Genomic DNA, 15,777 nt, shown 5'->3' with positions numbered 1-15,777 from the left:
TCTTTAATATTAAAAAATATGAAAAAAATAATTTATACATTAGGTGTGTTTATCCTGGTAATCTTTACCAATACCTCCTGTAAGGATACACTTGATTTAGCACCGATAGACTATTATGGAAGCGGCAACTTTTGGAAAACTTTGCCGCAAACGGAAGCCTATGTAAACGGCATTCACTTGGATCTACGTTCTACAAATTTTACCCGTAAATTCTTAATGGGTGAAGCTCGTGGCGGTCTCCAAAAAATCGGTACCAGCTCTCAAGGTTTATCTACCTACAACGATATTATAAAAAATAATTCTCTCGATGGTAATAATCCCGGTCTTACCTCCTGGGCAGGTTTATATGGTAATATCTTTGATTGCAATTTGGTAATTCAAATGGTAGAAGGAAGCGACATCCATAAAAATAATAAAGAAAAAGTAGATATACTTCTAGGACAGACTTACGGCATTCGGGCACTCTATTATTTTACACTTTATAGAGCCTATGGCGGAGTACCATTGGTTAGACGGGTAAAAGTACTCGACGGTCAAGTTTCACCAACCGATTTATATACCGGACGTGCTACTCCGAAAACGGTTATGGATTCTATAAAATCGGATATACAAAAATCACTGGCTTATTTCGGAACATACCAAGATGCAGGAACCATTGATAATGTCATGTGGTCTAAAGTTGCTTCACAAATGCTTGCAGCCGAAATATATTTATGGTCAGCCAAAGTAAGTTTGGGCGATCAAAAACCTGCAGCAGACGATTTATCAAAAGCTGAAAATTATTTACTGGCAGTAAAAAATGATTCTCGTTTCGGAATGTTAAATAATTTTGCAGATGTTTTTTCAACAAACAACGAAAAAAACAAAGAAATCATTTTCGCCATAAACTATGCGGATGGGGAAGCAACAAGCAATGCAGGCGATTTTGTATATGCCCCTCAAAACATGATAGGAATTTTCTACGATCGCAATGGAAAAAAGATTGATACAGATATTTTGGATTTAAGAGGAACAGGATGGCAACGCTACGAATACACAAATGAATTTTGGCTTTCATTTGAGGAAAAAGACAAAAGACGTGATGCTACTTTTATGGATTATTACAATGATAAGGGTAAATTGGAAGGTACGGTCTTGAAGAAATTTCTCGGCTCTATTAACGCCACCGGGAACAGGGTGTTCGACACCAACGAACCTTTGTATCGCTACGCAGATGTTCTTCTTATGCTGGCAGAAATCGAGAATATGAAGAGTGGTGATCCTGCCAAATACATTAATGAAATACGTAAACGCGCCTACGGAAACGACTTTGATGCTGTCACAGATGGTTATCACAATAGCGATTTCAAAACCAACGAGTTGGAAATATTAAAAGAACGCGATAGGGAGTTTGTATATGAAGGAAAACGTTGGTATGATGTCTGCCGCTTGAAAGATGCAAAAGACGGAAAACCTTTGGCATTTGATAACGCATCAACATACCGTGGTATGCCTGTGCTCAAATCCAATGAAACACATAAGCTCTTGTGGCCAGTGGATAAAAACACATTAAATGCTGATCCATTACTCAAGCAAACTCCGGGTTATAAAGTTGGTGATCAAGAAGAAGAAATGTGGTAAATAGCACTAAAATTATATTGGATATGTTCTTTAAAATTTTTAGACTACAAATTTAAATTTTTAAGCAGTAAATTTGCTATTGAGAATTTACTGCTTAATTTTTGTCCCAATAAAGTTTTCAAGTCTCGCTAAAAAAACAAGCAATCGATATGAAAAAATGGATAATTTTTTTGGGATGTATAAGCTGGTTTATCCCTACTTATTCTCAAATACGATACGTAAATGCCGATCAATTCCCGCTTATCGGAAAAATTTCCGATAAAACGGAAACACGCTATGAGCGTTTACCTGCAACGTTAAAAGAGCAATGCAGGCCCCCTTTATGGAAACTGGGTAAAAATACATCTGGACTTGCTGTCCGTTTTTGTTCGAACAGCACCACCATTGCGGCTAAATGGGAAGTGTTAGACAATACACATATGGATCACATGACCGATGTTGGTTGCAAAGGACTCGACCTTTATGCATGGGAAGGCGATCATTGGCAATTTGTAAATTCAGCACGTCCAACAGGGAAGGTAAATGAAAAACAAATTATCGCAAACATGACATCAAAAGAACGAGAGTACCTGTTATTTCTTCCCTTATATGATGGAGTCGTTTCGCTTTCCATAGGGGTTGACTCTCTCGCAACGCTCAAACAACCCAGCTTGACATACCCTAAAACCGACGCTCCAATTATTATTTATGGTACAAGCATAACTCAAGGCGGTTGTGCCGCTCGTCCCGGAATGTCATTTTCCAACATCTTAACTCGTCGTCTGAATCGAGAAGTGATTAATTTGGGATTTAGCGGAAACGGCAAACTGGATTACGAAATAGCTGAAACGATGACCAAAAGACACGATGCTGCACTGTTTATCCTTGATTTTATCCCTAATGTAAATGAGGAGCAAATCAAAGAAAAAACCGCTACTTTTGTAAAAATACTTCGGAAAGAAAACCCGAACACACCCATACTGTTCGTAGAATCGGTAATTTTTCCGCATTCATTGTACGACAAAATTGCTTTTGATGTGGTTGCAAAAAAGAATAGGGTGTTAAAACAGGAAGTCGAAAAATTGAAACAGACCGGAGATATTAATATCTACTACCTTTCAAGCGACAATTTGATTTGTGATGATGGCGAAGCAACGGTTGACGGCATACATTTTACCGATCTCGGTTTTGTTAGGATGGCCGAAAAACTGCAGGAAAAGATATTCACGATTCTGCCATATTAACGCTCCATTCTTACCCTGTCTCTTTAACTTTAAGAATTCAAAATATAGGTATATTTATCTCTTTTGGAAAATAGTAAAATAGTGTTCATGAAAACAAAAAAACCGATTGAAATGAAAAAAACGACATTGACTCTTTTATTTTTCTCTATTTTTATAGGATGCTTCTCTTCCCATAAAGAAATGCATTCCATCCCGGGAATCGAAAAAATCACAATAGATGCGCCCACACAAGCACTTTTCCGGGGAAAGCCAAATGATAATGTGGTCAGAATCCAAATAACTCCTACTCATAATAGTCGGAAAAAAATCTCCAACATTAAGTTCTCATTCAACGATCGAATTGATTCTATTTTTAAAAAAGCTTGCTTACACATGCAAAACGATGAAATAAACGATTGGATAGCCGAAACTGACAATTTCCCTTTGAATACAGAAATCCGGTTTGATTTGAATGAAGAAATAACAAATGAAAAAACACGTGTTTTTGCACTTGAGCTAAATTTAAATCCCAAAGTCAATCTGTCTGCGAAAGCTTCTTTATCCAAAATTCAAATCACCTTTGAAGACGGCAGTACGTATGTGTCGACACCTGACGCGGTTTTCAGACCGGCAATAGAATTACGGGCCGCGGGTCAGGACAATTGCCATACCTATCGGATTCCGGGAATAATAACCACCAATAAAGGTACGCTGATTGCTGTTTACGATAACCGTTATACACGAAGTAAAGATCTTCAGGAAGATATCGATATCGGCATGAGCCGAAGTGAGGATGGAGGCGAAACATGGGAACCCATGAAAGTCATAATGGATATGGATGAGTGGGGTGGAAAGCCGGAATATCTCAACGGCGTGGGAGATCCGGCCATTCTCTACGATCATAAAAACAATACGATATGGGTGGCAGCATTATGGATACATGGATTTAACAGGGATGATATGGCCTGGTGGGTTTCTCAACCCGGAATGACGCCAGAAAAGACCGGGCAATTTATGCTTGTCAAAAGCACGGATGACGGAAAAACATGGTCAAAACCCATCAATATTACTCAACAAATAAAAGACCCTTCCTGGCAGTTACTCCTGCAAGGACCGGGGCGGGGCATTTGTATGGACGACGGAACACTCGTCTTTCCGGCACAATTTAAGGCCGATATCGGCACAAAGGCGATAGATGGAGGAAAATTCACCAGCCATTCTACCATCATATATAGCAAAGATGGGGGAAATACCTGGCATATCGGCACAGGTGCCAAGCCCAATACCACCGAAGCGCAAGTAGTACAACTCAGCGATGGTAGTTTGATGTTGAACATGCGCGACGACAGAAACAGACAAATAAAAGACGATACCAATGGGCGCGCCGTAGCTGTCACGAACGATATGGGAAAAACATGGACCGTGCATCCTTCATCAAACGGCGCTCTGCCTGAGTCTAACTGCATGGCAAGTATTATCGGAGCGAATGTGTGGGTAGGAAAAGAAAATAAAAAAGTTCTTTTCTTCTCGAATCCTGCCGACAAATATCGTCGCATCAATATGACTATAAAGGCCAGTTTGGATGAAGGCATGACTTGGCCCGAACACTATCATCTTCTTATTCATGCGCCTGAAGGTTTTGGATATTCTTGCCTGACGATGGTTGACGAACAACATGTCGGAATAGTGTATGAAGGAAATAGAAATCTCATTTTTCAAAAAATACCCGTTTCGGATATAATTGCCGACCAAAAATAAAAATAACCCGTAATAATAATGATGCGAAATTCATGTCCCGATTTCAACAGATAGTAATACGCTCAACGTTTATCGTATTAATGAGCTGCATTTTTTCATCATGTAAAGAAATGAATAAAACAACAACTAATTTGACCATCATCTGGCACAAGGTCCCCACAGAAGGCCTGACAGGAAATTTACAAAAAGGTGTTTCAGCATCATATGCTGCTATTATTCAAGATAAACTTTTAGTGGCAGGAGGTTGTAACTTCCCTGATAAGCTCGGTTTTGAAGGGGGAGCAAAAGTGTACTATGACGATATCTTGATGATGGATACTACAACCCTCGACAAATGGACGTGGGTAGGCAAACTTCCTAAACCTGCTGCATACGGGGTTTCCATTCGGCTATCATCCAACGAAACACTCTGGGTCGGAGGAAACACAGGAAAAGAATCATTGAAAAATGGATATAGCGTATCGTTGCAGAGATCGGGAGAACCCAAATTGGATGCTCTCCCGGTATTACCGACAGCGATGGATAATTTTGCCGGTTGTGCCATAAAAAACTCCGTTTTTGTTGGAGGTGGAAATGTCAACGATAAGCCAAGTAACGATTTTTATTCCATCGACATAAAAAATGACTCAACATGGAAAAAACTTCCTCCCTTTCCGGGTATACCTCGCGTGCAACCGGTAATGGCAGGAATTAAAAATAATGAAAAAAATTATGTTTATTTGCTGGGAGGTTTTTTCGGGGGAGATGAAATTCACTCACCCGAAATGGCAAAAGATGTATTTCGGTATTGCGTTGAAGATAGAACATGGGAAAAAGTAGGAGAACAAATTGATCCCGACACGCAAAAACCATTCTCTCTGGCCGGAGCCGTTGCAATGCCCATACAAGACCGATATATTTTATGTATGGGAGGGGTTAATTACGACATATTCCTAAATGCCATCAACACACAATATAACATCCATTTTAATCGGCTACTTACTGACGAAGAAAAAGAACAGAAAAACAACGCATTTTCAAAAACATACATGAATCAGCCGATAGCATATTACAAGTTCAACCCCGAATGCCGAATCTTTGATACAAAAACCAATCGATGGAAAACCATAGACGTCACCCCAAATGCCGCACGTGCAGGAGCTACTCTTGTTTTTGAGAACGATACTTTTTATCTCGTACAAGGAGAATTGAAGCCGGGTGTTCGTACGCCAATCACATGGAAAGGAGAAATCAGATTAAACGCAAACTGAATGAGAAAACAACATAAAATAAAAAAACATCTTCTTATTTTCATCTCTTTTATTTGCAGTATAACAACGCTTCATGCTGATTACGTTGATCATGCTCAGAACACCTTAATGCTAATACCAAAACCTCAGTCCATAAAAATTCAACATGCAATACACACATTTGAAGATACAATTAACAACAATAAAATTACTATATACTACGTTTCCTCCATACCTCAGGCATTTGTAAATCAAAGAGAAGCATATCATTTGACAATTACTCCCGACAGTATTCTTATAAAGGCAACTGCCGAACAAGGTGCCTATTGGGCTAAACAAACATTAAACCAGCTCATTACACAATATCGCAGCAAGCACTATTTGCCGTGTTGCGAAATTGTCGACTGGCCTGCTTTTCATATACGTGGTTTCATGCATGATGTGGGAAGAAGCTACATCTCGCCCGATGAACTGAAACAGGAAATCGCAATTTTATCCACTTACAAAATAAATACATTTCATTGGCATCTAACCGAAGATTTAGGGTGGAGATTAGAAAGTAAAATTTACCCTCAACTCAATGATAGTGCCAACTTCGGTCGCCTCCCGGGAAAATATTATACCATAGACGAAGCTAAAGATATTGCGGAATTTTGCAAAGCACACCACGTGTTGCTTATCCCGGAAATAGATATGCCGGGGCATAGTGCTGCTTTCAGAAAAGCATTCGGTTGCGATATGCAAAGTCCTGAAGGAATGGATATTCTGAAACAATTGCTCAAAGAAATTTGCATCGAGATTTTTCCCGATCTGCCTTATCTTCATATCGGTACCGATGAAGTAGAAATCTCAAATCCGGAATTTGTGCCCGAAATGGTTCAACACATTCGTTCAATGGGGAAAAAAGTGATTTCCTGGAATCCCGGATATACCTACCATCCGGGAGAAATCGATAAGATACAAATGTGGAGTTCACGCGGAAAACCATTAACCAATACACCGGCTATTGATTCTCGGTACCATTATATCAATCATTTTGACAATTTTGCCGATTTAATTGCTCTGTATAATAGCAACATCGGCAACCGGGAATATGAAGAAGATAACATCATAGGAGCAATAATAGCTGTATGGAACGATCGATTTGTATATCCCGAAAAACATATTTTGATCGAAAATGCTTTCTATCCTTTAATGCTGACTTTTGCCGAAAGTTCATGGCAAGGCGGACGCAAAAAATATTTCGAACAACAAGGCACATTGTTAAAAGAAGGTACCCCGGAATACCCGCTTTTTATTGATTTTGAAAATCGATTGCTCTGGCATAAACAAAGCATATTCAAAGATTTACCTTTTCCCTATGTACGCCAAACAAACGTGAAATGGCGCATCACGGATGCTTTCCCCAATTACGGAAATCTGCAACAATCATTTCCACCCGAAAAAAAACTAAAAACACACTATACCTATCAAGGGAAAACATACCATACCCGCGAAGCTATTGGTGCTGCCATATACCTACGTCATGTATGGGGAGAGGTGATACCCTCATTTTACGATAACCCTAAGCCCAATCATACAGCATATGCATATACATGGGTTTGGTCGCCAAAAAAACAAACCGTTGGGGCATGGATAAGCACACAAAATTATAGCAGGTCGGAAAAAGATTTGCCTCCTCCTCAAGGAGAATGGGATTATCGGAAAAGTAAAATAATGATCAACGATAAAGAAATTCAACCGCCGGTTTGGAGTAATAGTCACACCATTCTCTCAAATGAAATCCCACTTGGAAACGAAAATTTTGCCGTGCGTCCACCTATTCCCGTAACCTTGAAAAAAGGTTGGAATAAAATAGTATTGAAATTGCCGATAGGCGAATTTTCCACAAAGGAAGTGCGTCTGCAAAAATGGATGTTTACGTGTGTGTTTGTTACCCTCGACGGTATGGATGAAGTGAAAGGACTTATTTATAACCCCGATAAAAAAATCAATGGAAAAAATGAAAAATAGTAAAGCTTATCCGTGGATTGTAGTAGGATTACTCTGGGTGGTAGCATTGCTTAACTATCTTGACCGGCAGATGCTTTCCACTATGCAGGCGGCAATGGCTGTTGATATTAAAGAACTGTCAATTGCAGAAAATTTCGGTCGCCTAATGGGAATATTTTTGCTTGTTTATGGTTTTTTAAGCCCGGCTGCAGGAGCCGTAGCAGATAGAATAAATCGGAAATGGCTTATTGCGGGCAGTTTATTTGTATGGTCAGCCGTAACGTATTCCATGGGTTACGCTACTTCTTTCAACCAATTATATTGGCTCAGGGCTTTTATGGGGATAAGTGAAGCATTGTACCTTCCTGCAGCATTGTCCATGATTGCCGATTATCACACGAATAAAACCCGCTCTTTGGCAATCGGTATTCATATGACAGGACTTTATACAGGCCAAGCACTGGGTGGCTTTGGTGCTGCAATAGCTGCCAATTATTCGTGGCGAACAGTGTTTCATGGGTTTGGTATCATTGGAGTTGTATACGCAGTTATTCTCATTTTGTTTCTTAATGACAAAAAAAATCATACCAATCGGATTTCTGAAATGCAACCCCAAAGCGTAAAAGCTGAAAAAGAACCTTTTTGGAAACCCTTCGTTGTACTTTTAAGTACAGCATCTTTCTGGATCATGTTATTCTACTTCATCGTTCCAAGTCTTCCCGGATGGGCAACTAAAAATTGGCTTCCCACATTATTTACAAAAAACCTGGGCATCCCCATGACAATGGCAGGACCAATGGCAACGATTTCCATTGCCGTCGCATCTCTCATCGGCGTTTTTATTGGCGGACCTCTATCTGACCGATGGGTACTCAAAAACATCAAAGGCCGCATCTACACGAGTGCTATCGGATTAACCCTGACTGTACCCTCACTCATACTCTTGGGTTTTGGGCATACCTATACAAGTCTCATTTGTTCAGCCTTTTTGTTCGGGATTGGGTATGGAATGTTCGACGCCAATAACATGCCCATTCTTTGCCAAATCATCTCTCCCAAATATCGGGCAACAGCCTACGGTATAATGAATATGATGGGAGTTTTTGGAGGATACGCCATTACAATATTACTTGGATCTTCTACCGACAAAGGAAGTTTAGGCTCCGATTTCAGCAAATTAGCTTTCTTGGTTTTATTGGCAGTCATTATGGTATTGCTTTTCTTAAAGCCTAAAAAAGAGTATACTTACACGGAAGAAAATAACATTTAACTTAATAAATCAACATATAAAAAATTACATTATGAATTTCGAAAAAATAAAAGGATTGATCGTTGCTCCGTTTACGCCATTTGATAAAAAAGGCGAAATTGATTTAAGCCCTATCGGGGATTATGCGACGATGTTGCAAAAAAACGGAATAATAGGGGTTTTCATCAACGGTTCTTCAGGTGAAGGTTACATGATGACCGTTGAAGAGCGTATGAAACTGGCAGAAAAATGGATATCGGTTGTAGATAAAGAATTCAAAGTTATCGTTCATGTCGGATCAACATGTATAAAAGACAGCTATAAAATGGCACAACATGCTGCTGAAATCGGAGCATTCGGTATAGGTGCTATGGCTTCACCTTTCCCAAAAGCCGGGCGCGTTGAAGAACTTGTGAAATATTGCGAAGAAATTGCATGTGCCGCTCCTTCCCTGCCCTTCTATTTTTATCATATCCCTGCTTTGAGTGGTGTATACTTACCAATGTTGCCCTTCTTGAAAGCAGCAGAAGACAGGATTCCAAATCTGGCAGGGATTAAATATACCTACGAAAGTTTATATGAATATAACCAATGTATGTTATACAAAAATGGCAAATTCGACATGTTGCACGGACAAGATGAAACCATCCTTTCTGCACTAGTCATGGGGGGAGCGCAAGGGGGAATTAGCGGCACCGGAAACTACATCGGTAACGTACTGGTGGGTGTAATTAACGAATTCAATAAAGGCAATATTGAAAAAGCACGTGAATTACAAAATTACGCCCAAAAAGTCATTAATGTAATTGTAAATTATCGAGGAAACATCGTTGGAGGGAAACGCATTATGAAATTAATCGGCATTGACCTAGGCATTAACCGTACCCCATTTCAAAACATATCAGATGCTGAAGAAAATTCTCTGGCGAAAGAATTGGAAGCGATAAACTTCTTTGCGTATTGCAATAAGTTTTAGTAGAATCTGATCACGAGATGAAAATTTACGAAATCAAAAGAAAAGGAGTAATGCTCCGACTAATCAAAAAATAAGAGAAACATTTTGCCAATTCATTTGAAAATAATATCTTTGCAAAGGAAAATTGAAAGGGAAGCAGAAAAGATGGCTTCCTTTTTTATTATTCATTTTGAAATGATTGATAAAAACGAGCTGAGCAAAATTGCAGAAGCCTATCTGGAAGGGAAACCCGATTATCTGGTCGACGTACAGATAGCTCCGGGAAACATCATTACAGTAGAGATCGATAACGATATGGGAGTAAACATTGACGACTGTGTGGCGTTGAGCCAGCATATCGAATCGAAGATTGACCGCAATATAGAAGATTTTGAGCTCACCGTGACATCCGTGGGACTAACAACACCGTTTAAAACGTTGCGTCAATACAAAAAATTTGAAGGTAAAGAAGTAGAAGTTCTCACGAAAAAAGGTGATAAGCTGAAAGGTATCCTGAAATCGGCCAATGAAGACAGGTTTACAATAACCATTACAAAAAAAATCAAACAAGAAGGAGCTAAACACAAAACCGAAATAAAAGAAGATTTGCCGTTTACATACGACGAAATTAAATATACAAAATATTTTCTTCACTTTAAATAGCGCCTCTTCTGCGACAAATATATTCTCGAAGAAAATCCGAATAATAAAAACGAATACATAATTTTGAAAATAAAATATTGAGAACAATCCATGGGCAAAAAGAAAGAGACCATTAGCCTTGTAGATACTTTTTCTGAATTCAACGAGCTGAAAAATATCGATAAAACCACCATGATCAGCGTGTTGGAAGAGTCATTCCGAAGCGTAATAGCAAAAATAAACGGAACCGACGAGAATTACGATATCATCATTAATCCCGATAAGGGTGACCTTGAAATTTGGCGCAATCGCACAGTGGTGGAAGACGATAAATTGCAAGATCCTAATAGAGAAATTCCCCTTTCGGAAGCAAGAAAAATAGACGAAGATTTTGAGGTTGGCGAAGAAGTGACCGATGAAGTTTCGCTTGACCATTTTGGTCGACGTACTATTCTGAATCTTCGTCAAACTTTGGCTTCTAAAATTCTGGAATTGGAAAAAGATAACCTCTACAACAAATATAAAGAGAAAGTCGGACAAATTGTCTCGGGTGAGGTATATCAAATATGGAAAAAAGAAATCTTGCTGCTTGATGACGAACACAACGAACTTATTCTTCCGAAAACCGAACAAATTCCAAGCGATTTCTTCCATAAAGGAGAACATGTTCGTGCAGTAGTCGCCCGTGTAGAAAACAAAAACAATAATCCGAAAATCATTCTTTCCCGTACATCACCGGTATTCCTCGAAAGACTTTTCGAAACGGAAATACCCGAGATTGCCGACGGATTGATCACCATAAAGGGTATAGCACGAATTCCCGGAGAACGTGCAAAAGTAGCCGTGGAAGCTTATGATGACCGCATCGATCCCGTTGGTGCTTGCGTTGGAATGAAAGGATTCCGCATCCATGGAATTGTACGCGAATTGCGTAACGAAAACATTGATGTCATCAATTACACCAATAATACTACTTTATATATTCAGCGTTCCCTCAGTCCCGCAAAAATCAATTCCATCGTGGTGAAAGAAGACGAACGCCGAGCCGAAGTGTTTCTTCCTCCCGAAGAAGTATCACTGGCAATTGGCAAGGGTGGCGCCAACATTAAACTAGCATCCATGCTTACCGGTTACAATATCGAAGTATTCCGTGACATTGAAGGCACGGACGAAGAAGACATCTATTTGGACGAATTCCGTGACGAAATAGACGGGTGGGTAATTGATCAGCTCAAACGCATTGGCTGCTCGACAGCCAAAAACGTATTGGCAATGGATCGCGAAAAACTTATACGAGAAGCCGATCTCGAAGAAAGCACCGTTGATGAAGTGTTGCAAATATTGGCTTCGGAATTCGAAAACGATGACGATGAAGACGAAAATTAATTCACACTAATTTGCATCTTCATGGCAACACTCACTGTTCACAAATCATAAAAAGTCTAATTTAATTATATGTCTATAAGGTTAATAAAAGCATCGAAAAATTTAAATGTAGGGATCAATAGTCTGGTTGAATTTCTACACAAAAAAGGTATTAACATAGAAGCTAACCCAAACGCCAAAATCGAAGAAGAACAGTATGAGTTGTTAATTGCAGAGTTTGGTAAAGATAAAAATATCAGAAAAGAAGTCGATAAAACACTCGAAAAACTTCACAATAAAGAAAGTAAAAAAGAAACTGTTGCTATTGAAGGATATGAATTGCAGGAAACCGAACAAAAAAAGAAAGTTGAGAAGGAAACCATAAAAACCGAAATACCGGAAAGTTTAAAACCCCATATCAATATTATTGGAAATATTGAACTGGACGAGCATAAGAAGAAAAAAGAAACAAAACCGGAAGAAAAGCCTCAAGAAAAAGAAATGGTAGAAGCTGAAACAGCAATAGAGTCTGCCCCCAAGACCATCATAGAAGAAGAAAAAGAAGAAATCGCAGTCGAGACAAAAAACGAACCGGAAAAAGTTGAATTTGCCGGAGAAAAAATTGTGACTGAAGAAATAGAGGGTAAAGAAAATGAATCAACGTTGGAAACCGAAACTATAAAAGAAGAAGTTGCCAAAGAAGAACAAGCTTTCGAAGAAAAAATCGTTCCGGAGGAAATAATTATCGCTGAAGAGGAATCTGCCGATAAAAGCAATAATGAAAAAGAGGAGGAAATTTTTCGCATTCATAAAAAGAAATTAGAACCCAATTTAGTAATAAAAGGCTCAATTGATCTGGATGCCATTAACGATAAAACCCGACCGGCACGGAAAAGTCGTACACAGCGCAAAAAAGAAAGACTTGAAAGGGAACAAAAAGCTCTCGACAGCAAAAGATTAAAAGAAGAAAATGTGAAGCTTTTGAAAAAAGAAAGCATCGAAGAAAAAAGAAAACCGGTCGATGAATTAGAAGATAAAGGGAAGAAAAAACGTAAACGTATTCGTAAAAGCAAAGTTAATATCGATAGACCCAATACTTTTGACTCTTCTCCCAAAGAGGTAGGGCGACGCCGTCCAATACTCAGAAAACCGAATAAAACGGAAGTAAGCGACGAAGAAGTACAAAAACAAATCAAAGAAACATTAGCACGTCTCACAGAAAAAAGGGGCGGGAAAGGTGGCGCAAAATATCGCCGCGAAAAACGCGAAGCTTTATCTTATAAACAACAACAACAAAATCTGCAAAAAGAACGCGAAAGCCATGTACTTGAATTAACTGAATTTGTTACAGCTAACGACTTAGCCAACATGATGGATGTTCCTGTAACCGATGTTATCTCCACTTGCATGAGTTTGGGGGTCATGGTTGCAATCAATCAACGCCTGGATGCAGAAACCATTAACATTGTAGCTGAAGAATACGGTTTCAAGACCAAATTTGTAAGTGCAGATGTAATAGAAGCTATCGCCGAAGAAGAAGACGATCCCAACGATTTGGTTCCTCGTCCACCTATCGTTACCGTCATGGGACATGTGGATCACGGTAAAACATCCTTATTGGATAATATCCGGAATACCAATGTAATTGCAGGTGAAGCCGGAGGAATCACACAACATATAGGCGCCTACAATGTTCAATTAAATGATGGAAGAAAAATTACTTTCCTCGATACACCCGGACACGAAGCATTTACTGCTATGCGTGCACGAGGAGCTCAGGTCACAGACGTAGCTATCATTATTATTGCTGCCGACGATGATATTATGCCTCAAACCGTTGAGGCAATTAACCATGCCAAAGCTGCAGGGGTACCTATTGTCTTTGCAATCAATAAAATAGATAAACCGGAAGCCAACCCCAACAAAATAAAAGAAAGATTGGCTGAAATGAACTATTTGGTAGAAGAATGGGGAGGGAAGTATCAATCTCAAGATATATCGGCAAAAAAAGGAATCGGGGTGCAGGAACTGATGGAAAAAGTATTGCTCGAGGCCGACCTGCTCGAACTGAAAGCAAATCCCAATCGTAATGCAAAAGGCTCCGTTATTGAATCTTCCCTTGATAAAGGCCGTGGATATATAGCAACCGTCCTTGTTCAAAACGGGACATTGAAACAGGGAGACATCGTGTTGGCAGGCACATACTATGGACGTATAAAAGCCATGTTCAACGAACGCAATCAACGTATAGAAAAAGCAGGCCCTTCAGAACCGGCACTTATTCTGGGACTAAACGGTGCACCTCAGGCAGGGGATATTTTTTACGTAATGGAGAACGAACAGGAAGCTCGTGCCATTGCAAGCCGACGTGAACAATTACAACGCGAACAGTCAATTCGTACGCAAAAATTGCTTTCACTTGACGATATTGGCCGCCGCATTGCCATCGGAAATTTCAAACAACTGAACATTATTGTAAAAGGCGATGTGGATGGTTCGGTAGAAGCACTCTCAGACTCGCTCATCCGATTATCCACCGATGAAATACAGATCAACGTTATTCATAAAGCTGTCGGCCAAATCTCCGAATCAGATGTTACGCTGGCAGCAGCATCAGATGCCGTTATTATTGGTTTCCAGGTACGTCCCTCAATGGCAGCTCGCAAAGAAGCAGAGAAAGAAGGAGTCGAAATTCGTTTATACTCTATCATTTACGATGCTATAGAAGATGTAAAATCCGCTATGGAAGGTATGCTTTCGCCCGATATCAAAGAAGAAATTATTGCCAATCTGGAAGTGCGCGAAGTCTTCAAGATTACCAAAGTGGGGACAGTTGCCGGCTGTATGGTTAAAGAAGGTAAAATCAAACGTACAAGCAAAATTCGGCTGATCCGTGACGGTATCGTTATTTATACGGGAGAATTGGATTCGCTGAAACGTTTCAAAGAAGACGTAAAGGAAGTAGCTGCAGGTTACGAATGCGGATTGAACATCAAAAATTTCAACGATATAAAAATAGGCGATATTATAGAAGCTTATGAAGAGGTGGAAGTAAAGAAAACATTGTAAAAGCAATGCTTTATAATATATTGAAAACCAGTTGACATTGTAATTTAAATTCTCTACCTTGAGATAGCAGCATCTGCTGCAACCTGCAGATGCTGCTACAACACACAGAGAAATAAGTTGCATATGTTGACTGGGAAAACAACAAACAAAATCATAAAATTGTATTTATTATGACAAAAAAAATTCTATTAACTGCAAGTGTACTCATCTTCGTGATAACCGCAACTGCAATTGCTCAAAATGCTTATGTGGTAGCTTATGTAAATACGATTGAATTGATTAATGCTGTCCCGGAAAAAACCAGAGCCACCGAAAAACTTACCACACTCAGTAATAATTATAAGGAAGAATTACAGTTGATGCAAAATGAATACAACAAAAAATATTCCGATTTCATCACGTATCAAAACTCACTGGCCGAGAACATCAAACTACGCAGAATGCAAGAATTAACTGATTTGGAAAATAAGATTAACGAATTCATGAAATTAGCGCAGAAAGATATCGAAGAACAGGAAAAGATTTTGTTGGAACCCATAAAAGAAAGAATCAAAGAAGCCGTGCGCATCGTGGGCATTGAGCAAAACTTTACGGTGATTTACGACTTAGCCGATCCGGCTATAATTTTTGTTACTCCCAATGCTGTAGATGCCAATCCATTTGTAAAAGCGAAACTGGGTATAAAATAATAGTTAA

At 39.3% G+C, this 15,777-nt stretch carries 11 protein-coding genes; all 11 read left to right on the top strand.

Annotated elements, in window-relative coordinates:
• Positions 1-18: 18 nt before the first annotated feature.
• Entirely contained in the window at positions 19-1,620 is a 1,602-nt protein-coding gene (locus tag OLM34_RS08075) for a RagB/SusD family nutrient uptake outer membrane protein (protein WP_264406486.1), read from the top strand.
• A gap of 149 nt (positions 1,621-1,769) precedes the next feature.
• Positions 1,770-2,843, top strand: coding sequence for an SGNH/GDSL hydrolase family protein (locus tag OLM34_RS08070; protein ID WP_264406485.1), 1,074 nt, complete (start codon positions 1,770-1,772; stop codon positions 2,841-2,843).
• 111 nt (positions 2,844-2,954) lie between these two features.
• Positions 2,955-4,580 carry a sialidase family protein gene (locus tag OLM34_RS08065; protein ID WP_264406484.1) on the top strand — a complete coding sequence of 542 codons (1,626 nt, stop codon included), beginning with the start codon at positions 2,955-2,957 and terminating at the stop codon, positions 4,578-4,580.
• A 110-nt stretch (positions 4,581-4,690) separates the two neighbouring features.
• Positions 4,691-5,830: a cyclically-permuted mutarotase family protein gene (locus tag OLM34_RS08060; RefSeq protein WP_264406483.1), complete on the top strand. Its 1,140-nt coding sequence runs from the start codon at positions 4,691-4,693 to the stop codon at positions 5,828-5,830.
• Between the two features lie 18 nt (positions 5,831-5,848).
• Positions 5,849-7,822 carry a family 20 glycosylhydrolase gene (locus tag OLM34_RS08055; protein WP_413777210.1) on the top strand — a complete coding sequence of 658 codons (1,974 nt, stop codon included), beginning with the start codon at positions 5,849-5,851 and terminating at the stop codon, positions 7,820-7,822.
• Positions 7,812-9,071: an MFS transporter gene (locus tag OLM34_RS08050; RefSeq protein ID WP_264406481.1), complete on the top strand. Its 1,260-nt coding sequence runs from the start codon at positions 7,812-7,814 to the stop codon at positions 9,069-9,071. Before OLM34_RS08055 ends, OLM34_RS08050 begins: the two co-directional genes overlap by 11 nt.
• Positions 9,072-9,102: 31 nt before the next feature.
• A complete protein-coding gene (locus OLM34_RS08045; RefSeq protein ID WP_264406480.1) occupies positions 9,103-10,026 on the top strand; it encodes a dihydrodipicolinate synthase family protein in 924 nt (307 codons plus the stop codon).
• 174 nt (positions 10,027-10,200) lie between these two features.
• Positions 10,201-10,668, top strand: a complete 468-nt coding sequence (gene rimP / locus OLM34_RS08040) for a ribosome assembly cofactor RimP (protein WP_264406521.1) — start codon at positions 10,201-10,203, stop codon at positions 10,666-10,668.
• Between the two features lie 90 nt (positions 10,669-10,758).
• A complete protein-coding gene (gene nusA / locus OLM34_RS08035; RefSeq protein WP_264406479.1) occupies positions 10,759-12,033 on the top strand; it encodes a transcription termination factor NusA in 1,275 nt (424 codons plus the stop codon).
• A 69-nt stretch (positions 12,034-12,102) separates the two neighbouring features.
• Positions 12,103-15,081, top strand: a complete 2,979-nt coding sequence (gene infB, locus OLM34_RS08030) for a translation initiation factor IF-2 (protein ID WP_264406478.1) — start codon at positions 12,103-12,105, stop codon at positions 15,079-15,081.
• Positions 15,082-15,251: 170 nt separating this feature from the next.
• Positions 15,252-15,770, top strand: coding sequence for an OmpH/Skp family outer membrane protein (locus OLM34_RS08025; RefSeq protein WP_264406477.1), 519 nt, complete (start codon positions 15,252-15,254; stop codon positions 15,768-15,770).
• The last annotated feature ends 7 nt before the right edge of the window (positions 15,771-15,777 follow it).

This window comes from Anaerorudis cellulosivorans, from assembly GCF_025943985.1.
GTDB lineage: Bacteria > Bacteroidota > Bacteroidia > Bacteroidales > Dysgonomonadaceae > Anaerorudis > Anaerorudis cellulosivorans.
Note: the sequence above shows the minus strand (reverse complement) of the source record. Positions and strands in the feature narration are given on the sequence as shown.

Bases quoted from the DNA above. Each gene is read 5' to 3' on its own strand.
- infB (WP_264406478.1), top strand. From the start codon at position 12,103: ATGTCTATAAGGTTAATAAAAGCATCGAAAAATTTAAATGTAGGGATC.
- OLM34_RS08050 (WP_264406481.1), top strand. From the start codon at position 7,812: ATGAAAAATAGTAAAGCTTATCCGTGGATTGTAGTAGGATTACTCTGG.
- OLM34_RS08025 (WP_264406477.1), top strand. From the start codon at position 15,252: ATGACAAAAAAAATTCTATTAACTGCAAGTGTACTCATCTTCGTGATA.
- OLM34_RS08060 (WP_264406483.1), top strand. From the start codon at position 4,691: ATGAATAAAACAACAACTAATTTGACCATCATCTGGCACAAGGTCCCC.
- rimP (WP_264406521.1), top strand. From the start codon at position 10,201: ATGATTGATAAAAACGAGCTGAGCAAAATTGCAGAAGCCTATCTGGAA.
- OLM34_RS08075 (WP_264406486.1), top strand. From the start codon at position 19: ATGAAAAAAATAATTTATACATTAGGTGTGTTTATCCTGGTAATCTTT.
- nusA (WP_264406479.1), top strand. From the start codon at position 10,759: ATGGGCAAAAAGAAAGAGACCATTAGCCTTGTAGATACTTTTTCTGAA.
- OLM34_RS08070 (WP_264406485.1), top strand. From the start codon at position 1,770: ATGAAAAAATGGATAATTTTTTTGGGATGTATAAGCTGGTTTATCCCT.
- OLM34_RS08065 (WP_264406484.1), top strand. From the start codon at position 2,955: ATGAAAAAAACGACATTGACTCTTTTATTTTTCTCTATTTTTATAGGA.
- OLM34_RS08045 (WP_264406480.1), top strand. From the start codon at position 9,103: ATGAATTTCGAAAAAATAAAAGGATTGATCGTTGCTCCGTTTACGCCA.